21 protein-coding genes and 1 tRNA gene are annotated in these 20,608 nt (G+C 60.2%); 9 read left to right on the plus strand and 13 right to left on the minus strand.

The genetic code is table 11. From position 1 onward, the window contains the following. The coding region (locus tag K9B37_RS16365; protein WP_224314616.1) for a right-handed parallel beta-helix repeat-containing protein at positions 1-934 on the minus strand (934 nt) is incomplete at its 3' end. A 919-nt stretch (positions 935-1,853) separates the two neighbouring features. Here K9B37_RS16365 and K9B37_RS16370 point away from each other — a divergent pair. After that, entirely contained in the window at positions 1,854-2,612 is a 759-nt protein-coding gene (locus tag K9B37_RS16370) for a hypothetical protein (RefSeq protein WP_224314617.1), read from the plus strand. 112 nt (positions 2,613-2,724) lie between these two features. On the opposite strand, the gene K9B37_RS16375 is transcribed toward K9B37_RS16370, so the two are convergent. From K9B37_RS16375 to K9B37_RS16395, 5 genes are all read right to left on the minus strand, one after another. Then, a complete protein-coding gene (locus tag K9B37_RS16375; RefSeq protein ID WP_224314618.1) occupies positions 2,725-3,381 on the minus strand; it encodes a metallophosphoesterase family protein in 657 nt (218 codons plus the stop codon). Positions 3,382-3,454: 73 nt separating this feature from the next. Further along, entirely contained in the window at positions 3,455-4,207 is a 753-nt protein-coding gene (locus tag K9B37_RS16380; RefSeq protein WP_224314619.1) for a L,D-transpeptidase, read from the minus strand. Between the two features lie 229 nt (positions 4,208-4,436). Further along, the gene (gene cueR, locus K9B37_RS16385) at positions 4,437-4,910 is read right to left on the minus strand and encodes a Cu(I)-responsive transcriptional regulator (protein WP_224314620.1); all 474 of its coding nucleotides are present in this window, start codon (positions 4,908-4,910) and stop codon (positions 4,437-4,439) included. Then, a complete protein-coding gene (locus tag K9B37_RS16390) occupies positions 4,907-7,435 on the minus strand; it encodes a heavy metal translocating P-type ATPase (RefSeq protein WP_224314621.1) in 2,529 nt (842 codons plus the stop codon). The genes cueR and K9B37_RS16390 overlap by 4 nt, the downstream gene beginning before the upstream one ends. Positions 7,436-7,595: 160 nt before the next feature. Continuing rightward, entirely contained in the window at positions 7,596-7,751 is a 156-nt protein-coding gene (locus K9B37_RS16395; RefSeq protein ID WP_224314622.1) for a hypothetical protein, read from the minus strand. A gap of 289 nt (positions 7,752-8,040) precedes the next feature. Between K9B37_RS16395 and K9B37_RS16400 the strand changes: the two genes are divergently transcribed. The 3 genes from K9B37_RS16400 (at position 8,041) to K9B37_RS16410 (ending at position 10,492) form a co-directional block, all read left to right on the plus strand. After that, on the plus strand, positions 8,041-8,856 hold the full coding sequence (locus K9B37_RS16400; protein ID WP_224314623.1) for an endonuclease/exonuclease/phosphatase family protein: 816 nt from the start codon (positions 8,041-8,043) through the stop codon (positions 8,854-8,856). A gap of 129 nt (positions 8,857-8,985) precedes the next feature. Beyond that, positions 8,986-9,597, plus strand: a complete 612-nt coding sequence (gene gstA, locus K9B37_RS16405; protein WP_224314731.1) for a glutathione transferase GstA — start codon at positions 8,986-8,988, stop codon at positions 9,595-9,597. Positions 9,598-9,694: 97 nt separating this feature from the next. After that, positions 9,695-10,492 (plus strand): glycosyltransferase family 2 protein, encoded by a 798-nt coding sequence (locus K9B37_RS16410; protein ID WP_224314624.1) that lies wholly within the window; start codon positions 9,695-9,697, stop codon positions 10,490-10,492. A gap of 16 nt (positions 10,493-10,508) precedes the next feature. On the opposite strand, the gene K9B37_RS16415 is transcribed toward K9B37_RS16410, so the two are convergent. Beyond that, positions 10,509-10,763: a hypothetical protein gene (locus tag K9B37_RS16415; protein ID WP_224314625.1), complete on the minus strand. Its 255-nt coding sequence runs from the start codon at positions 10,761-10,763 to the stop codon at positions 10,509-10,511. A gap of 239 nt (positions 10,764-11,002) precedes the next feature. Here K9B37_RS16415 and K9B37_RS16420 point away from each other — a divergent pair. The 4 genes from K9B37_RS16420 to K9B37_RS16435 all read left to right on the plus strand — a co-directional run bounded on the left by K9B37_RS16420 (position 11,003) and on the right by K9B37_RS16435 (position 12,961). Continuing rightward, positions 11,003-11,093, plus strand: a tRNA-Ser gene (locus K9B37_RS16420). Positions 11,094-11,214: 121 nt separating this feature from the next. Then, the gene (locus tag K9B37_RS16425; protein ID WP_224314626.1) at positions 11,215-11,607 is read left to right on the plus strand and encodes a GFA family protein; all 393 of its coding nucleotides are present in this window, start codon (positions 11,215-11,217) and stop codon (positions 11,605-11,607) included. Positions 11,608-11,822: 215 nt separating this feature from the next. Further along, the gene (locus tag K9B37_RS16430) at positions 11,823-12,344 is read left to right on the plus strand and encodes a hypothetical protein (RefSeq protein ID WP_224314627.1); all 522 of its coding nucleotides are present in this window, start codon (positions 11,823-11,825) and stop codon (positions 12,342-12,344) included. Positions 12,345-12,724: 380 nt separating this feature from the next. Beyond that, entirely contained in the window at positions 12,725-12,961 is a 237-nt protein-coding gene (locus K9B37_RS16435; protein WP_224314628.1) for a hypothetical protein, read from the plus strand. Positions 12,962-13,063: 102 nt separating this feature from the next. Here K9B37_RS16435 and K9B37_RS16440 read toward each other — a convergent pair whose 3' ends face one another. The 3 genes from K9B37_RS16440 to glsA all read right to left on the minus strand — a co-directional run bounded on the left by K9B37_RS16440 (position 13,064) and on the right by glsA (position 17,314). Beyond that, on the minus strand, positions 13,064-14,422 hold the full coding sequence (locus K9B37_RS16440; protein ID WP_369414335.1) for a metal-dependent hydrolase family protein: 1,359 nt from the start codon (positions 14,420-14,422) through the stop codon (positions 13,064-13,066). 211 nt (positions 14,423-14,633) lie between these two features. Continuing rightward, positions 14,634-16,253, minus strand: a complete 1,620-nt coding sequence (locus tag K9B37_RS16445; protein ID WP_224314630.1) for an MFS transporter — start codon at positions 16,251-16,253, stop codon at positions 14,634-14,636. A 59-nt stretch (positions 16,254-16,312) separates the two neighbouring features. Continuing rightward, a complete protein-coding gene (gene glsA, locus K9B37_RS16450) occupies positions 16,313-17,314 on the minus strand; it encodes a glutaminase A (protein WP_224314631.1) in 1,002 nt (333 codons plus the stop codon). 366 nt (positions 17,315-17,680) lie between these two features. Between glsA and K9B37_RS16455 the strand changes: the two genes are divergently transcribed. After that, entirely contained in the window at positions 17,681-18,124 is a 444-nt protein-coding gene (locus tag K9B37_RS16455) for a response regulator (RefSeq protein WP_369414336.1), read from the plus strand. Positions 18,125-18,169: 45 nt separating this feature from the next. Here K9B37_RS16455 and K9B37_RS16460 read toward each other — a convergent pair whose 3' ends face one another. The 3 genes from K9B37_RS16460 to K9B37_RS16470 form a co-directional block, all read right to left on the minus strand. Beyond that, complete coding sequence (locus K9B37_RS16460) at positions 18,170-18,931, minus strand: ABC transporter permease (RefSeq protein WP_224314632.1); 762 nt, start codon at positions 18,929-18,931, stop codon at positions 18,170-18,172. Beyond that, positions 18,928-19,899, minus strand: a complete 972-nt coding sequence (locus tag K9B37_RS16465; protein WP_224314633.1) for an ABC transporter ATP-binding protein — start codon at positions 19,897-19,899, stop codon at positions 18,928-18,930. Before K9B37_RS16465 ends, K9B37_RS16460 begins: the two co-directional genes overlap by 4 nt. Before the next feature lie 129 nt (positions 19,900-20,028). Further along, on the minus strand, positions 20,029-20,427 hold the full coding sequence (locus tag K9B37_RS16470) for a hypothetical protein (protein WP_224314634.1): 399 nt from the start codon (positions 20,425-20,427) through the stop codon (positions 20,029-20,031). Positions 20,428-20,608 lie beyond the last annotated feature (181 nt).

A 20,608-nucleotide genomic window follows, 5' to 3' on the forward strand; every position in this document is an offset into this window, starting at 1 on the left:
TATCGCCGCTGTGGTTGACGGTGTAGGTGTCGTTGCCGGCGAGGCCCTTCATGACATCACCGCCGGTGGTGCCCTTGAGGGTGTCGTTGCCGCTGGTGCCGACGATGTCGCCCGGCGTCGGGGTTGGGGTTGGCGTGGGTGTCGGATCCGGGGTCGGGGTGGGCGTTGAGCCGCCGGCATAGCTGTCGGGGGCCTTGTCGGGAGAGAGGCCGGTGGCGATTTCCGTGTTGTTGATCATGGTCGGCATATGACCCTGGCTGTCGGCGCGGATATACTCGTAGCCGTAGTAGCCTTTGGGAACGTAGTTGTTCGCCCAAGTCACGTTGGTGATCGGCGAGTTGGTGTAGGTGCCGAGGTTGTAGATCGGGTAATTTCCGGGCGACGACAGGTAGTTGTCGTGGATGTTGACCTTGTCGACGGCGCCGAAGGTATTGGCGACGAACACGGCGGAGACGCCGTTCGGCGAACCGTCGTTGATGATGGTGTTGTGCACGACCTCGACATTGGAATTGCCGCCGAAGATCTGAATGCCGTCGAAGTGACCCCCCTCGCTGTTGAGGAAGTTATGAATGTAGTTGCCTTCGATCTTGGTGGCGACGTTGCCCTCGACGTTGATGCCGTTCTCGCAGCCGTGGATGTTGTTGTTGAGGAAAGTGCCGGCGCCGCCGATGCCGTTGAGCACCTGGCCCGTACCATCGATGTCGCAATTCTTGACCGTCACGCCCTTGAGGCCCTGGTCGATGCGCACGCCATAATAGTCGCTCGAGGTGATCTTGCAGTTCTGGATGGTGACGTTCTCGGCCCGGACCCAGATCTGACCATGAACATCAAGGTTGCTGAGAACCGTGCCGGCCTTGGTGACGACGATATCGCCGGACGCCGTCAGCGTCACGCCAGCTGGAAGTCCTGTCGTCGATGCAGTTGGAAAAGTCATGATGAATACCTGCCCTAGTGAGTTCAAAAAAACCGATTGAAGGTGAAACGGCTCGGGTGAGAGAAGCCGCCAGACGAGCCATGGCTGTCGGCCTTACGCGGAGCCCGATCGGGAAATGGACCTGCCTGCAGCATTCGATGAAGCAAACGAAGCCGAGGCTCCGGAGCCGTGCATCACGCAACAGCCGGTTCTCCAAGGCCTTCTCAGCACCTTGGATGTCCATTCCAAGAGTTGGACTTACTGAAACTTTGTCGATGAGTGTGCGGATGACGGCTGAGTGCTTCGCAAAACCAAAGTCTTGGCGATAGCCGATCCGTTAGGTGAAGGCCGCAGGTCGATAGTCTAACGATAAGGAACTAAGGATCGTTGGCCATGACGACTGTCAATGAATGATATCGTGCTCCTTAATGAATATCGTGAGTATGAACTTTGGCGCCCCCGTTCGCATGAGTGATGCGCTCGAGAATATCAACGCCACTTAAATATTTGCTTTAGTAAAGCCCCGTGTGAGTAGTTTATATTGCCTATATAAACGTATAGTTCTATTGAAGCTGATTGGTATCAAGTACACTTGACTCGATTACACATTGCTGGCGGCGACAGTCTTGTGAAATCCGGACACATGCTTGGTATGGGGCGCCATTTTGCGGCCCTTGCCCTAATGCCAAGCTCTCACGGCAGTGGCTTTGAGAGGATAGTTGAGCAAATGCTATATGAATAAATAGTATAGATTTTCAGCCCGTTATCGGTGTCTGGCTGCGTAACGCGCACTCACCGATTGATCGGGAGAACAAGCCACCGGAACTGATCCGGGATCGCGAGAGGGTGAACGTTCAAGCAGCTTGGATATTGCCAATAGCCGTGAGGGATGAAACTTTAATGCCTCCCAGAGCGCATGAGAAACAGGCCGGCAGAGACCATGACCGCATTGACGGCGACATTCCCTCTTGTAGAGTTTGCTGCTCGCAACAACGCTCTATGGTGTGATGCCGTTTGCAAGGCTCATGGTCGCCCTGGGGAGTTCCAGGGCGGGCTCTGGCTGAATCGCCTTGGCACCCCACGTTTCTATCCCGATGCGGTAACGACGGCAGGTCCTGACGCATCCCAACAGCAATTGGCAGCGATATCTGCCCTGATTGAAGCTCCACACACTGGGCCTTGGGCCGTGAAGGACAGCTTCTCATGCCTTGGCCTCGGTTCGTTCGGATTTCAATCGCTGTTCGAAGCAGAGTGGATCGGCCTTAACCCATCGACGCTGGAGATCGGTGCTCTTCCGGCAGATTGTTCTTTGTTCGAAATCCGTAAGGTATCGGAGTTGGCGACTTGGGAAAGCGCCTGGAGAGGGGATGACGATCAGACGGCGACGGGGCCTGACGAGCGGACCTTTCCGGAATCCCTCTTGGCGCATCACGAAATCCATTTCATCGCCATCAGGCGCGATGATCGGATTATCGGTGGTGGCATCTTGAGTTTGGGGGGAGAGGTGGTCGGGCTCTCCAATGTCTTTGCCTCGGGCGTCGATCCCGAGATCATTTGGAAGGGCCTCGTGAAGCGAGCCGTTGACACTTTTCCGGGGATGACATTGGTCGGTTATGAAAGTGAGCGCAATCTTGCCCCTGCTCTCCGATCGGGCTTCCAAACGCTTGGGCCGCTCAGAGTGTGGCTATCCGCATGTTGAGGCTCGCTGCCCTTCCGGGGGCTAAGGCAATACACTCCTCGAAGATCTCTCAGTGGGGTGAATTCAGTTCGCCGTCAAAATGGGGGGCGCGAAGATAGGAGGTTGTTCCACGTCACTCTGCCTGCAGGAATTCCTGCGGCGAGCCCGTGCCATCCTCAAAAATACCTGCCGTCAGGACGCCGCCGAAAACAGCAGCCGTATCGAGATTGGTGCGATGGGGCCATGTTTCGGGCGTCGTTGTCGCCAACGGCGTGTGACCATGCACCACATGCTTTCCGAAGTCGTAAGGAACGTCGAGAAAAGGCTCACGGATCCAGAGCTTGTCCATGTCTGTCTGCCTGTCCATTGCGCGCCCCGGTATCAGGCCCGCATGGACGAAATATCGCCATTCGTCTTCATAGAAAGTCGGAAGGGATCGCAGCCACGCCAGCACATCGGGCGGGAGATCGCGCGGGTGGCCAAGACCGTACGAGGCAAGGGTCGCGTTGCCGCCGTTCATCAGCCATTGAAGCAGGAACGAAGGATCCTCGACGGCATCGAGCAGCATCGCTTCGTGATTGCCCATCAGACAGACGGTTCTGTCCGGTGCCTTCGCCGCTTCGGCACGAACCGTAGCGACAACTGCAGCGCTGTCGGGACCACGATCGATGTAATCGCCAAGGAAGACTATTCGATGTGGGCGATCGCCCGCATGTTTCCGAATCTTTTCCAGCAGTTGCTCGAGAAGATCGTGCCGTCCGTGGATGTCGCCGATGGCATAGGTCAGCATAAGTCTGATGTAGGGGAGTGTCCACATTCCTGAAAGGAGGCGGACACTCTCAGGTCGCATCAGGCCGATGCGTTCAGAAGCTCTCGATCTCGATCGGGTTGCCGGAGACCCGCATTCCGTCTTCCGGTTCGCTCGGCCGTCCGCGGTTGATGACCACGACGGGCGTGCCGGTCGGCACACGGCTGAAGAGATCGATGATATCCTGGTTGAACATGCGGATGCATCCGCTGGAAACGGATTCTCCGATCGACCAGGGTTCCGACGTGCCGTGAATCCGGTACAAGGTGTCCTGGCCGTTCTTATAGAGATACAGCGCGCGAGCGCCGAGCGGATTGCCGAGACCGGCAGGCATGCCACCGGCCCAGGGGCGGTTGCGCTCTGGTTCGCGCCGGATCATGTCCGCCGTCGGCGTCCAGCGCGGCCAGGAAGCCTTGCGGCCCACCTGCGCGCGACCGGCCCAGGCCCGTCCCTCCTTGCCGACGCCGATGCCGTAGCGCATGGCGCGGCCATTCTCCCGAACGAGATAGAGATAACGGTTGTCGGTATCCACCACGATGGTGCCCGGCTGCTCGGCACCGTTATAGGCCACCTCGCGCCTCAGGAAGCGGGGATCGACCTCGGAGATGTCCGTTGCGGGGATGGAGAACTGCTCGTCCGGCATCGGTCCGTACATCGCCATGTAAGCCGGATCGATTGCGCGGGCGACAGGTTGCTGAGGCTGCTGGGTAGACACGCATCCGGCCATCACGAGCGGCAGGAGGAGGATGCTAAGACGCGGTAGAAGACGCCGAAGAGATCGGCTTGAGATCAGGTCTGCGACAAACATCAGTAGAGACTCGTCGTTTCTTGGTTTTGAACTTGCACTTGCTCAACGGCACATAGAGCGAGAGCGCTGAAGAAAAGGTTCAATTCCCGCGCATGGCCGGAAGGTGGATGCCATGCGGCCAAAATGTGGCGACGACGACGTGTGATACTAAGGACACAGATGCGATGGGTGAGAGGCTTGTTTTTCCTTTAGCGACAAGGCTTTGCGATGGGCAGGGGATCCGTCGCGATCATGCCCCGGATTTCGTTCTGCCCCGCTGCGGCGTCAGAGGCAGGCCGAATTTTGTCTCGCGCTTCGCGCAATTGTGAAGATCGTCCTCGCTCGCGAGCTCGTCGAGGATCGGGCATTCGGGACGTCCGTCGCCGTGACAATGCTGGGCGAGATGTTTCAGAGTCTCGGTCATGGAGCGCAATTCCGTAATCTTGCGCTCCAGCGCCTCGATGTGGCCGAGGGCGATGTGCTTCACATCGGTGCTGGCACGGCTGCGGTCCTGCCACAGGGATACGAGCTCTCCGATCTGCTCGACGGAGAAGCCGAGGTCGCGCGCTCGGCGGATGAAACGCAACGTATGCACGTCGGTCTCCGAATAGACGCGATAGCCCGCTTCCGTCCGCACCGTCTTCGGGATCAATCCGATGGATTCGTAGTAGCGGATCATTTTTGCGGAAACGCCCGAGCGTTCTGCGGCCTGTCCGATATTCATGCGGCTTCTCCTGCGATTGACTGGGCCTGCGCACTCTGTCCATTGTCGTCGAAGGCCGGTCGAACCCAGCGCAGCCGCAGAGCATTGCCGACGACGAAGACGCTCGATAGCGCCATCGCAGCGGCGGCGATCATGGGCGACAACGATAACCCGTTGACGGGATAGAGAGCCCCGGCAGCGACGGGAATGAGAATCGCGTTGTAGGCGAAGGCCCAGAACAAGTTCTCTCTGATGTTGCGGATCGTCGCCTGCGACAGGGCCACCGCATTCACGATGCCGCGCAGGTCGCCGGACATGAGCACCACGTCGGCGCTTTCGATGGCGATATCCGTGCCGGTTCCGATGGCCAGACCCACATCCGCATCTGCGAGGGCGAGAGCGTCGTTGATGCCGTCACCCACGAAGGCGACCTTGCCATGCTGCGCGCGAAGGCGCCGGATGGATTCCACCTTCTGGCCGGGAAGAACTTCCGAGACGACCTCGTCAATGCCGACCTGACGCGCGATGGCCTCGGCGGTGTGACGGTTGTCACCGGTGATCATAGCGACCTTCAGGTTCAACCGATGCAGCGCCGCGATGGCCGAGCGCGTCGTCGGCTTGATCGGGTCCGCCACGGCGATGATCGCCGCAAGTTGGCCGTCGACTGCCGCGTAGAGCGGGGACTTGCCTTCGCTTCCGAGGCGCCCAGCGACGTCCGCGAAATGCTCGACGGTCAATCCGAGTTTGCCCATGAAGCGATCAGCGCCGATCTCGACCTTCCTGCCGTCAACAAAAGCTGCCACGCCGAAGCCGGGTATTGCTTCGAACTGCCGAGGCTCCGGCCATGCCAAGTCGCGATGGCGCGCGGTTTCGACGATGGCCCCCGCAATCGGATGCTCCGACCGGCCTTCGACCGATGCGACGAGGCGCAGGACCTCGCCCTTGGAAAAGCCCGGAGCGACCATGAAGTCGGTCAGGGTGGGTTTGCCGAGCGTCAGCGTTCCGGTCTTGTCGAAGGCAACGACCTTGATGTCCTTCAGGCCTTGGAGCGCCTCGCCCTGGCGGAAGAGCACGCCGAGCTCGGCGGCGCGGCCGGTTCCGACCATGATCGAGGTCGGGGTCGCAAGTCCCATGGCACAGGGGCAGGCGATGATCAGCACGGCGACGGCATTCACCAGCGCAAAGGAGAGAGCCGGATCGGGGCCCGCCCAAAGCCAGACGGCGAATGTGATGAGGGCCGCCGCCATCACAGCCGGGACGAACCAGCCGGTGACACGATCCACGATCTGCTGGATCGGCAGCTTGGACCCTTGCGCCTCCTCGACCATGCGGATGATCTGGGCGAGCACCGTATCGGCGCCGATCCTGGTGGCGAGGAACGTGAAGCTTCCCGTCTTGTTGATCGTGCCGCCCACGACCGTTGCGCCTTTGGCCTTCTGCACCGGGAGAGGTTCGCCGGTGATCATGGACTCGTCCACATAGGACGATCCTTCCGTGACTTCCCCGTCGACCGGGATCCGCTCGCCCGGGCGGACCTGGACCACATCGCCGGCCCGGACCTCCGCCAGAGGCACCTCCATGGCCGTGCCGTCGCGAACGACGCGCGCCGTCTTGGCCTGAAGACCCATCAGCCGCCTGATCGCATCCGATGTCCGACCCTTCGCGCGGGCCTCCAGAAAACGCCCCAGGAGGATCAATGTCACGATGACGGCCGCGGCTTCATAATAGACGTTCCAGGCATCGTCCGGTAGGAGATCGGGCAGGAAGGTCGCGACCAGGGAGTAGCCGTAGGCGGCACTCGTGCCGAGCACCACGAGGGAATCCATGTTTGGCGCGAGGCGGAGAAGGGCAGGGATCCCCTTTCTGAAGAAGCGAAGGCCAGACCCGAAGAGAACGACGGTCGTCAGGACGAATTCGAGATACAGGGTCTCCTGATGGCCGATCGTCTCGAAGATCCATTCGTGGACGCCGGGAATGAAATGCGACCCCATTTCGATCAGGAAAACCGGCAGAGTCAGGATGAGCGCGAGAAGCAGCGATCGGTGGAGGGCGGCATTCTCGGCCGCCCTGGCGGCCGCATCCCGGTCGGTATCCCGCTCTGCGTTGTCGATGGGCCGCGCCTCGTAGCCCGTGGCGGCAACCGCCGAGGCAAGACGGTCTGACATGCTTGCGTCGCCAAGATAGCGGATGGTGGCACGGCCCGTCGCGAGATTGACGTTTGCTTCCAGGACGCCCGGAACGCGCCGGAGCGCTTTTTCCACGCGCCCGACGCAGGAAGCACAGGTCATGCCTTCGATCGCCAGCTCGACCTTGCCCGTGCGGGCCTCGTACCCGGCATTCCTGATCGCCTCTATGACGCGCTCGGGAGCGGCATGGGCCGGATCGAGGGAGACCCGGGCCCGTTCCGTCGCCAGATTAACGCTCGCCGAGGTCACGCCCCCGATGGCCCGGATGGCCTTCTCGACACGGCTCACGCAGGAGGCACAGGACATCCCCTCAATGGGGATATCGATGCTCGTGTCAGAAGGGGAGAGAGCGTTAGCCACGGCGGAACTCCTGATTCAACGTCCTGGCCTATCTTATGGTCCTTCCCATGATGGGAAGGTCAAGGGCAGCGGTGAAAGGTTCCCAGCTGGGCGGTCGACATGGGTCGTTCAAGGGGAGTTATGTCGAAGCGTGAAGCTATTTCCGGACGCGCAGGATCGATCAGCGAACCTGGATCGTCACGGTCGCGATGATGAGCAACACGCTGAGGCCGAATGACAATCCGGCCCAATCCAGAATGCGCGCTAATACATCTTCGCCAGGGCGTTTGGCATAACGATGCGACATGCGAATCAAGCTTTTGACACGAAGCATCATGCTTCGCTTTAGGATATTGTTAAGGTAAACGAGCCGGAACCAAAACTCTCATTTTGGCTAAGGAATGGTATTACCTATCGTTGCATGGGGTGAGAGGACCTGATGTCGCGGGCATCCTAGCCGAACGTTGGGGGCGAACGGGGCTCCGGAAATTGCCATAATTGGAGGCCGATGCGGAACCTTGGCCTCTGTCCGGTCATTGATCCGACACGGTCACACACTAGCCGATGCCGGACTTCCCATAGCAGACGCTTCCATTCCGCCTGCCCCTAACGATCGAGACTGAGCTTTGAAGCACGTTGACCAGCCAGGGCGGAACGTCCGAGTTCTCACCTACAACGTCCACCGTTGGCTTGGAACAGACAGGCAGATTTCGCCAGGGCGGATTGCCGAGGTGATTGCCTCCTGCGAGGCAGACATCGTGGCGCTTCAGGAGGTGCGGGTCGGGAGGGTGCACAAGGGGCATCCGGATCAGGCCGAGATTCTGGCAAAACATCTCGGAATGGATCTGCATTTCCAGCCGACGATCCGAATGCTCGGAGAGCAATATGGGATTGCCGTGCTGACGCGCCATCCGTCGGACATTGTTCGAGCAGGACGCCTACCGAGCCTGGTTTCAGGCCCGTCGTTCGAGAAGCGATGCGCTCTCTGGGTGGCCGTCGAGATCGACGGGCGTCGCCTCAACGTGGTCAACGCGCATCTGTCCCTTCGTTCCCGCGAGAGGCGAGCGCAGGCCGCTGCGCTGCTGGGGGAAGAGTGGATGGGGCATCCGGATTGCGCGGATCCGGCTGTGCTGCTTGGCGATTTCAATGCGCCGCCCTATTCGCGATCCTATCGCTTCATCGCGGGACACCTGAGGGATGCGCAGCTGGCGAACCAGACAGGGGATCCGCAACCCACCTTCCACACACGGGCACCGGTGCTGCGCCTGGATCATGTCTTCGTCACGCCCTCAATCGAGGTCATCACCGCTGCTCCCGTCCGCAATGCGCTGACCCGCGTCGCGTCCGATCACTTTCCGCTGCTGACCGAGATGCGGGTCGGGCATCGACTTCAGGCCGTCTCAGACGCACAGACTCTGGCTTCCGAACAGGAACTCTTGTGAGAACTTGCAAAGTTGCAAGGTTTTATTGCGGAATGCGTCAAGAGAATATTGCTACGTTTCATTTGTCATATTAGCTTCCGCCGGTCTCGCTGCATTGGCGAAGATCAATCGCCCGGACGGGAGAATATGATGAAGCTTTATTATTCGTCCGGATCTTGCGCTCTTGCCCCACACATCGTGGCCCTTGAAGCTGGTCTCGAACTTGAGTTGGACAGGGTCAACTTAAGGACAAAAACGACTGAGTCAGGCTGCGACTTCCTCACCGTAAATCCGAAAGGCTACGTTCCGGCATTGATATTGGACAACGGGGAGGTCCTGACAGAGGCGCCCGTCGTCTTGCAGTTCCTGGCAGATCTTGCGCCGGCATCCGGCCTATTGCCGCAATCCGGCTCGCCGGAGCGAATCCGGGTTCTCGAATGGCTCTCCTTCATCGCCACCGAGCTGCACAAGGGGTTCGGGCCTCTCTGGAAACCCGTCTCAGAAGATATTAGGGCGGCGACCCTCTCTCACCTTCACAAGCGCTTTCGCGTCGTGGATATGGCGCTGGAAGGCCGATCCTACCTGATGGGGGAGAGCTTCACGGTTGCGGATGCCTACGCCTTCACGATCCTGAACTGGTCCCATTTCCATAAGGTGGACCTTTCGGCACATGCCCATTTGAAAGCCTATATGGCGCGAATTGAGATGCGCCCGCGGGTGAGAAGGGCCATGCACGAAGAGGGCCTTCTCCGAGCCGCGTGACGGGCGAGCGACGATCCGTGTAGCCGTGAGATGGTCAAAGCCCTTGCAAGCGCGGACATCTGCGGCTAGGCAGCCCGATCATTCGGCGCCTGTTATCATGCTTCCTGTTTCCGTTTTCATCATTGCCAAGAACGAAGCCGACCGGATCGGTGACACCATCCGCGCCGTTCGTGATCTCACGGACGACCTGATCGTGGTCGATTCCGGATCCACGGACGGCACACAGGCCGTGGCCGAGGAGCTCGGGGCACGGGTTATCTTCAATCCCTGGCCGGGCTATGGCCCGCAGAAGAGGTTCGCCGAGGAGCAATGCCGCTACGATTGGCTCCTGAACGTGGATGCCGATGAAGTCGTGCCTCCGAAGCTGGCAGAGGAGATCCGGAAGCTCTTCGCCAAGGGAGAGCCGTCGCGGCAGGCCTATCGCATCGGAATTGCCGAGATCTTCCCCGGAGAGAAGGCGCCGCATCCGCTCGCGTATACCCTCTATCCGGTCAGGCTTTATCGCAAGGATTGGGGCCGCTATTCGCCCTCCCTGGTCCATGACCGGGTGGATCTCAAGCCCGGCACGAAGGTGGGGCGGCTGCGGAGCGTCATCCATCACTGGTCAGTGCGTTCCCTCGGCGACCAGCTGGACAAGCTCAACCGTTACTCTGATCAGCAAGCGGTGGATCTCGAAATCCGCGGAATATCGATTCCCACCTGGCGCGTGTTCTTCGAGCTGCCGGCGAATTTCATCAAAGCCTATATCGGCCGCCGCCATGCCCTGCGCGGCACATACGGCTTCCTGACGGCCATGAACTACGCGATTTCCCGCCACCTTCGCCTGGCGAAGCATTATGAGAAGCGACGGCTGAACGCCCTGAAGGGCCCGGGGGCAGGGCGCGACCAAGCCTGACGCCGCAGCTGATGCCTCATCGACCTCCTGCCAGGGATGGGGGCTTCGCGGCGTCCTGGCTCGTCCAACGCTCGGAAACTTCGAAGGCATAGGAGCCGAGCCAGGAGAACAGGCCGATCCAGAGGCCGGCGAGCATCAGCAGCGCTGCCACGAGAAGGCGCCCGGGTGGCGCTCGTGGTGTCTCCTGCAGGAACTGCTCCCTGATCTCGAACAAGGCCTTGCCGGCTTGCTCCCGCCGCGCTCGATCTCGAACGTTGCAATCCGAATCCACTCACGAATCCCTTTTCGCCCTTCGAGGATCGAAGCTAGACGGGGCGGATTGCGGGCGGCGTGCAAATGCACACAGGCCGAGGGGAGGGTTGGACTGGAATCGGGCAAGCCGGCGTCACCATCCGCTGGAGCGTTCAGGCTATCTGGATTCCCCTCAGATCGTCCTTGACGAAGGGGGCATTATCGCGCCATATGCGCCGCCGGTGGGGCGATCTGGAGTAGATTCCATCCCCTGTCGCTGGAGACGTGGCCGAGAGGCTGAAGGCACTCGTTTGCTAAATGAGCATACCCCAAAAGGGTATCGAGGGTTCGAATCCCTCCGTCTCCGCCATATTCCTGAAATCATCGAAATTTTTATGCCGAGGCTAGCGCTGGGATAACCCGGCTCTAAATCGAACTCCGGTTTCGCTTCCCCATATTGGGCGAGCTATCAGAGCCGAAGGAGCCGCAGCATGGATCGATTCACAGGCGGTTGCCTGTGCGGCAATGTTCGAATTGTAGCGTCGGGACTCCCATACCGGGTCGGCCTCTGTCACTGCCTCGACTGCCGCAAGCATCATGGTGCTCTTTTTCACGCGTCTGCGGTGTTCCCTCGGGATGCGGTGACGATCGACGGCGAAACCCGCGATTATGCCGGGCGATTTTTCTGTCCCCGCTGCGGTTCGTCCGTTTTCTCATGCAGTGCGGATGAAATCGAAGTGAGCCTGGGATCCTTCGATGCCCCTGATCAGCTGATGCCGACTTACGAACTCTGGACGGTCCGTCGCGAATCCTGGTTGCCGCCGTTTCCGATTACGAGACGATATGACCGTGATCGTGACGCGACGAGTCGCTTTGAGGTGTAAATCGCGCGAACGGTGCAAAGAGGCACCGCTCCAGGATCTTACGTACAGCAGGAAAACAGCGAGCGGAACGAAGCGGCCATGCGCATGCCAGCTCGTCGGACATGATGCACATCCGCGAAGCAAACGATGTTGAAAGAGATGCCGCTTGAGATGTTGCACTTCTCGTCTAGGGGTGCTCATGCATTCCTAGCGTGAATGTATTCTGGGGGCATGAAATGCTAAAACAAATCATCGTAGGCGTGGCAGTTGTGATCGTTCTTGTCGGCTGCAAGACAACGGAGGAGGCTGCTCAGTCCGTTCGCGCGAAATGGATCGGCCAGCCCGTCGATCAATTCTTCATCGAGAATGGACCTCCCGTCTCGAGCTTCCCACTCGAGTCCGGTGGGACTATCTACACGTGGCGCGGCGGCGAGGTGAATTATGTGCGTCCTGCCCAATACGAGACACGTCCCGCCTTTGGTGCATCTCCCCTGAAAGTGTCGGAGAGAACCACGACTGTGACCACGCAGCCCTCACCGGGTGTCACTGTCACGCAAACGAGGACGACGAATTCGTCCTTCGGATATTCCGGGCCTCAGGTCACGACTTTGGTGCGCCCGGCGCAGAATGTTCATCTCGCCTGCGAAGCACAGATTACGGCTGATCAGGACGGAACGATCATCTCTGCCAGGATCAATAAAGATTCTGAGGGCGCTGGATTTTCGTTTTCGCGTTGCGCCGAGGTCTTCGGCGAGTAAGTCAATCTGGTACACCTGCAGCGCGATTGAATGACCGGCTGGAAGAGGGTTTCGCGGAATGAAAATTGAACACAGGCCATCCGCGAAACTCCAATGAAGACGGTTATCGAAGCCGGAAGCGGCACAGTGGCTGAACAGCCACAGTGACGTGTTCCTGTATAGCTTGCAGGTTGCTTCGGCTTTTCTTCCTGAAGATATTAGGTTACGCTTCGCCTATGATCACACGTATCACCATGCGCGGTTCCAATCTTTACGTGCTCCCGAGAGGGTTGCGCTGGATCGGTGCTGCGCTGATGCGTATGTGATCATTCAGAGGCCCCTCCCGAGGCGGGTGGGGTCTTCTGCTTCTGCTCTCCTCGGCTTTTGTTTGGAGAGCAGTTATGAAAATCGATCTTCCCTTTAATGACAGAGACCATCGCCTTGATCATGCCCGTCGCCTTCCGGCACGGCCAGGCTCCTGGGTGGAGTGCGCGCATCGATGGTTCCTCGTGCGCGTACATTGGTGGCAACTGGGATCGCTGGAACGCCTCAACGATCATCTGTTGCGCGACATCGGCATGGATCGTCCGCCGCCGAGCCGAATAGAAGCCTGGTGGCAGAAACCTCCGCCTCTTTAGTGCGGCCTCTCCGGTCGCGAGCTCGTAGCCGGAGAAGCCAGAGGCAAGCAACCTGGAGCGCCCACGGGCGCTCCTTTCATCCGGATCATCGCTCACCTGCTTCTAGGCGGGCAGGGTGTTCTTATAGATTTTTCCGTCCTTCATGATGACCGCGAGGTTCTTGTCCGGATTGGCGATGAGCCCTATGTCGTCGATGGGGTTGCCATCGATCACCAGCAAATCCGCGAGAGCATTGTCTTCGAGGACGCCCAATTTTCCCTGGTAGGGATTGCGCGGGCCGGACATCGCCAGGAGTTCGCCGTTCACGGACGTCGCCATCGCCAGGATGTCGGCATTGTCGTACCAGCGTTTCAGATGAGTCAGCATGAAACCCTGCCGCGTGGCAATCGCACTGGAAAACAACAGGTCGGTACCAAAGGCGGTCTTTATCTTGTGTTCCTTCGCGAGTGTGTAGACGGTGTCTGTCCCGGCGATGACCTGAAGCAGGTTGATGCGGCTCTGGCCTGTCAGCGGAGTTGTATCCTCGTCACTGACGAAGGGTTGTGTACTGAGCCATATGCCCTTGTCTGCCATAAGGCTGGCAGTTGCCTCGTCCATGAGGTGTCCATGCTCGATACATTGAGCCCCCGCGCTAATTGCTCGTTGGATCGCTGCAGGCGGATAGGCGTGTACCGCCGCATAGGTGTTCCGGTCGGCGGCGGCTTGGACTCCCGCACGCAGCTCAGACTCGCTGAACGTCAACATGTCCAGAGTCGTGCGCGGTGAGGAGACGCCTCCGCCTCCCACGAGTTTGATCTGCGACGCTCCCTGAAGCAGCTGTTCGCGGGCGCGCAATCGGATTTCATCTGCGCTGTCGGCGATATTTGCGCCACCTGTCTTCTCCAAAGCGCTCAGCGGGCCGCCCGGCCTCCTCGGCAGATCGGACAGGGGACGAATATCCCCGTGGCCGCCCGTGGTCGTGATCATGGCGCCCGACGGATAGATGCGAGGCCCGGTGGCGAGCCCATCATCGATGGCCTGCTTCAGCGGGAAGGATGGGCCGCCGAGGTCCCGGACTGTCGTGAAGCCGCGCATCAGCGTCCGCTCAGCCTCGGCGCTCGCCGCAAGAAAGATGAATCCGATATCCGCCGAAACGAGAGCGGATATGGGAAGCGCTGCGAAGATCGTATGCCAGTGCGCGTCGATCAGCCCCGGCATGATGACCCGCCCGCCGCAATCGATCATGCGTGCGCCATCCGGCGGAGACGGGTTGCCGCTGGCGATCTGTTTGATCCGATTGCCCTCGACAAGAAGGCGAAGCCCGCCTCGCAGGCCTTTGGACCGTCCGTCGAACAGCAGGAAATTCGAGAAGACGACCGGGGGAATAGATCGAGGCGGAGCCGGTTGCGCTGCAGCCGATCGTGCAAGTCCGAGCGAAGCGAGGGAGACGCCTGCTCCGGCGATGAAGCCGCGTCGGGACAATTCTCCGTCGATCCGGCGAGCGGCCGCCCGAAGCTGCGGCTGGCAACATGAACAACTTGGAGATTCCGAAGAGCCGATTTGATCGGCGGAGACGCACGAAAACATGGACAACCTCCCGCTCGTTACGAGCAACCTCTGTCGTTCGTGAAAGCATGGTCCGAGGAGCCGGTCGATCAGGAGGTTCCTCTTCCCACGCTTGACGTCTGGTGCGCTATTCGGCCGGGATCTCTCCCGGGCGATAATTCGGAAGTCGGCCAGCGGGGAAAATGCTCAGGAGCGCCAGGCCCGCCATGACCAGAAGCCCGAACTTGAGGGCCTGGAGCCTCGCTTCCGTATTCACCCTGACAGCCTCGGCCTTCTGCTCCGGCGTTGCGGTCGTGCGGGCGATCACACTCGCGAGTTGCTCATTGCTGATGAACGTAATGCTGTCGAGATTGACCTGGGACTGGATCTCCGGCGGCAGCATGGGGTTCTCGGCAATCTTGCGTATGACGGCCGAACTGAGGAGACCGACAAGCAGGGCGCCGGCGACCGCCGTTCCGACCGCTGATGCGAGATTGTTCGTCGTGCCGCGCACCGAGCCGACATCTCCGGCAAGCTCCTTGGGTGAAGCTGTCACCAGCACGTTGAACAGGAGCGTGACGAGCGAGCCCTGGCCGATGCCGAAAATCACGAGACCGATGAGGACTGGAACGGCGCTCCAATCGTTGCGGACCACGAAAGCGAGCCACAGCAGGGCCAGAGTGCATAGGATGAATCCATATCGCCCGATCTGTCGCGGCGTAAACCGGTCGTAGAACCTGACGATGAGCATTGCTGCAATGAAGACCGTCAGGTTGAAGGGCAGCATCGCCACGGCCGTGGCAAGCGGTGAGCGTCCTTGCACGATCTGGATGTAGAGCGGCACCGAGAAATTCAGAGCCGCTTCGAGGGCCACGACGGAGAACATGGCATAGACGGCTGCACGCTCCTGGGGCGAGTCGAGCACTTCGAGCGCCACCAGGGGTGTCTGTCCGGCGGCCTCGCGACGTCGGGTCCAGGCGAGAAAGGTCTGCCCAAGGGCCGCGCCCACGACGATCATGACCGGAGCCGGCGAGAAGCCCAGAAGGCTGAAGGGCGCACCGGGTTGAGCAAGCCCGAGCCCCCACCGGTTGAGGTTGTTGAAGCCGAAGCTGATGAGGATGATGGCTGCCGCCGCGAGGATGACGCCGACCATGTCAATTCGGACATCCGGGCGCCCATGATCCGGCTTGAGACGGAAGCTGAGTACGAAAACGAGAGCGGATACGGCGATCAGAATTCCGAAGACCGGTCGCCAACCGATATAGGTGCCGAGCACGCCGCCGATGAGGAAGGCCGCGACACCTGCGCCGGCCCGCGCAGATCCAAGGGCGCCCAGTGCCGTTGCCTGCTGGTTGCCGTGGTAGTTCTCCGCGATCAGGGCAACGAGAGAGGGGACGATGACAGCAGCGGCAGCCCCGCAAAGGGACTGTGCCGTAATCATGAGCGTCGCGTTGGGGCTGAACGTCATCAGCACCTGCGCGATGCCGAATACCACGACGGCGGCGCGGAATACGTACAGAGCGCCGTATCTCTGTGTCAGCTTCGCACCGAGCATGACGAAGCCTGCCACGAGCATGGAATAGGCGACGATGCCGGTGGCTATCGTCGTCGGTGGAACCTGGAAGCTGTTCACCATGCCGCTCAACGCGACCGGCAAGGAGGCGACATTGAACGACATGATCGCCTGGCCGAGGGCGATGGCGATCATCGGGACCCAGGATTCCTTCGCTTCGGCTTGAGCCTGGTTGAAGGTCGTCGCTCCAGTCATGAATGCCTCCGTTGTTGGCAGGCGGTGAGGTGATGTTCGATGAGTCCCCGAAATGTCGGCTAGCGCCTCGCCATCGAGACCAGCAGGTCCATGCCTAGGCGCTGCGACAGGAACTGGGCGACCAGCTGTCCCTTGATGCTGTTTCCGGCTGAATCGAGCGGGGGCGCAAACGTGCCGAGGCCGCCCTTGCCGGGCGAGACCGTGACGATGCCGCCCCCGATACCGCTCTTGCCGGGCAGGCCGATCTCATAGAGCCAGTCGCCGGATGTTTCGTACAATCCCGCGGTCAGCATGACGGCGAGCGCGTAGTGGCAGGCATCGGGACTGACGACCTGCTCTCTCGTGACAGGATTGAACCCGCCGTCGGCCAGCGTCGCGCCCATGACGGCAAGGTCCTTCGCGCTCACGTTGAGCGAGCATTGCCGGGTGTAGAGATCCGTGGCCTCGGCCGGATCACAGTAGATGCGGCCTACGCTCTGAAGCATCCAGGCAATGCTTCTGTTGCGGAAATTCGTCTTGGACGCCGAGGCGTAAACTTCGTCGTTTAGCGGCAATTCGCGGCCGGCGAAGCGAGATAGCCCCTCGTGGATGAAGCGCCATTTCGCGTCCGTAGTTTCGCCCGGAACCAGGCTGGTGGTCGCGATCGCGCCCGCATTCACCATGGGATTGGTCCGACCGTCCGGGCTCCGCTCGATGGCCGCGAGCGAGTTGAAGGCAAGGCCCGTTCCGTTGACGCCCAGCTTCTCGCGGGCCTCCGTCGCCCCGATCCGATCGCAGACGAGCGCGAACAGAAACGGCTTCGAGACACTCATGATCGAGAAGTCATGCTCGGCATCACCGACGGAGAAGATGCCGCCATCGGTTCCCACGACACAGATTCCGAAAAGTTCGTGCGGAACCCTAGCGAGTGCCGGATAGACCTGCGAGTTTTGCCCGTCGGTGACGGATCGAAAACGCGTGTGAGCCTCGAGAATGAGCCGTCTGACATCCTCATCCGAGGGCAAATGACCGGTGGAGACATAAGTTGTTTCAGGACTGACAAAGGGATTCAGCAGGTCCATGTCCCAATTCCCTTGAATGTATCTCCCCCGAGATGCGACGATGCCGAGGATCGTAGGCTCTTTCCTTCTCAGCCCCGGCGCAGTTTCTGCGCACAGATCGGACTTGAAAATCGGGTGAAACCCTGAAGTGGGTTCTAGTAACCCCCCGGAAATCTAAGGGAGGTCGAGCGACGACCCTGCTGTATTGCACACTTGGGGTAATGCCATGGTTCAAATAGCCCAGCTCACCATGCTTGAGAGGCATGGCCCATCAGCCCGCATGCGAATTGACGAATTTGTGCTTAGGTCTACAGTCTTACCGTAGAGTTGGTTGTACTTGCAGTTTGCCTGCCATAACGGGCCGTCGCCCGCCGGAGATATCCAGTGATGCTGCAAAATCAACGAATCCTGGTCGTCGAGGACGAAGCGGCTATCAGTATCCTGCTCGAGGACATGGTGACGGATTTGGGCGCCGTGACGGTGGGGCCGGCGGGCCGTCTCGACCAGGCGCTCACTCTGGCGCTTCAGGCCGATATCGATGTGGGCCTGCTCGATATCAATGTTGATGGCCGCGTCGTCTATCCTGTTGCGGATGTGCTCGCTTTTCGGGGAATTCCCTTCGTTTTCTCAACCGGCTATGGCCGCGACATGCTGCCGGAGCGCTTTTCTTCAAGTCTCGTCTTGAACAAGCCGTTTTCGTACGCGGAATTCGCCGAGGCTCTACAGAAGGCGTTGTGCGCTCGGGCGGACATCCGACCTCCCGCAATGACTGAGATTGAGCAGCTGGGATCCCGGGCCGGCTCGTCTCAAGCCGTTCCGAAGATCATGTAAAGAAACAAAGCCTTCTGAAAAACTGTCGTCGTGAGGGACAAGCCCTCACGCTTTCAGCCGATAACCCGTCCTGAACATCATCCAGATGATCACCAGGCAAAGGGCCATGAACACGAAGGTCATGCTGAGGCTGAGGTCGACGGCGACGTCGGAGATGTCGAAGAAGCTCCAGCGGAAACCGCTCACCAGATAGACCACCGGATTGAACAGCGTGACCTTCTGCCAGAAGGGCGGCAACATATTGATGGAATAGAAGCTGCCGCCGAGGAACGTGAGGGGCGTGACGATCATCATCGGCACGAGCTGCAACTTCTCGAACCCGTCGGCCCAGATGCCGATGATGAAACCGAAGAGGCTGAAGGTCACCGACGTCAGAACGAGGAAGCCGAGCATCGTGAGGGGATGGGTGACGGAAAACGACACGAAGAACCGTGCCGTCACGAGGATGACCAGCCCGAGGATGATCGATTTCGTCGCCGCTGCTCCGACATAGCCGATGACGATTTCGAGGGCTGAGATCGGGGCCGAGAGAACTTCGTAAATGGTCCCCGTGAATTTCGGCATATAGATCCCGAACGATGCATTCGAGATGCTGGTCGTCAGGATCGTCAGCATGATCAGCCCCGGCACGATGAAGGCGCCATAGCTGACCCCGTCGATTTCCGCCATATGGCCGCCGATCGCCGAGCCGAAGACGATGAAGTAGAGCGAGGTCGAGATGACGGGCGATGCGATGCTCTGCAGCAGCGTGCGAAACATGCGCGCCATCTCGAAGACGTAAATAGCCTTGATGGCATGGATGTTCATGCGCGTGCTCCCACGAGGCTGACGAAGATCTCCTCGAGCGAGCTCTGCGTCGTGTTGAGATCCTTGAAGTCGATGCCGTGTTCGGTCAGGTGCCGTAGGAGCTCGGTGATCCCCGTCTGATCGCTTTGTGCATCGAAGGTGTAGACCAGCTCCGTGCCGTCGGCCGAGAGTTCGAGCTGCGGATTGCGCAGATCGGGCGGAAGGACCTGAAGCGGCGCCTGCAGATGCAGGGTCAGCTGCTTCTTGCCGAGCTTTCGCATCAGCGCCGTCTTATCTTCGACGAGAATGATTTCGCCCTTGCTGATCACGCCCACACGATCGGCCATTTCCTCGGCCTCTTCGATATAGTGGGTGGTCAGGATGATGGTCACGCCATTCTCGCGCAGGCGACGGACCATCTCCCACATGTCGCGCCGCAACTCGACGTCGACGCCGGCCGTCGGCTCGTCGAGGAACAGGATTTCGGGTTCGTGGGACAGTGCCTTGGCGATCATCACCCGGCGCTTCATGCCCCCGGAGAGCGCGCGGATCTTTGTGTCGCGCTTGTCCCAGAGCGAGAGATCCTTGAGGATTTTCTCGATATAGGCCGGATTGGGAGCCTTGCCGAAGAGTCCGCGGCTGAACTTCACCGTGTCCCATACGCTCTCGAACGCATCGGTGGAGAGTTCCTGCGGGACAAGGCCGATTTTGGTTCGCGCGGCCCGGTAGTCGCGGATGATGTCGTGCCCGTCGACGTTGACCTGTCCCGTGGTCGGGTTGACGATGCCGCAGATGGTGCTGATCAGCGTCGTCTTGCCGGCGCCGTTCGGGCCGAGAAGGGCGAAGATCTCCTGACGGCGGATGGTCAGGTTGACATCCCGCAGAGCCTGGAAACCGGAGGCGTAGGTCTTGCTGAGCCCGGAGACCGCGATCACCGCGTCCGGGCCGCTGGCGGAATGCGGCGCCAGCCTGTCATCGAGCGGCTTCATCGGCCCCCTCCCTTGCGCACAGAATAACGTGACTGCAAAAGTTCCGCCGAATCTGTTGTGCGGCGGGGCAAGGGGTTTACGACTGCGGCGGCCTTTCAGCAACCCTTCCGGCGAGGGGGCAAGGCCCGATCAGCGCCGGCGCTCCGGCACCACCAGCGGAACCTCAGCCAGAACATCGACGGGGGCGGGTTTGGGGGGCGGCGCTGGCGTCACGACGGGCGGAACATTCGTATTCGCAGGCGCAAGGCGTCTCTCCAGCGCGGCGATCTGCTTGGTCAGGGCATCGATGCTGGCCTTGAGTGCTAGGATATCGGCCGCATCCGGGACGGTGGGGGCGGGTGCGGTGGGGGTCAGGGCCGGCTCGCGGCGCTGGGAAGTCGGCTCCGGCCTGTCCGCGAATGCCGGCTCCCGGCGCTCGACGCGGGGCGCTCCTGCCAGCCGGCGAAAGACGCGCCAGAGCAACCAGATCAGGCAAAGGCCCAAGAATAGGGCCGCGGCCATCGGTGCGAGTTCAGTCAATCCGCCCATAGGCAATCTCCTCTTTGTCGAGGGGCTAGTCGGCGAGTGTGGTGACTTTCGGGCATGCGAGCGTGTCTGTCGAGAAGACTTGTCCCGCGTTCACGCTCACGCGAGCGTTCCGCTTCTTTAATCTTTCGGTAAGTTTCGGCTGAAAGATTTGCGCGCATTCTAAGACTAAAAAGTGAGTATT

The sequence above is a fragment of the Microvirga puerhi genome, assembly GCF_020089865.1.
GTDB lineage: Bacteria > Pseudomonadota > Alphaproteobacteria > Rhizobiales > Beijerinckiaceae > Microvirga > Microvirga puerhi.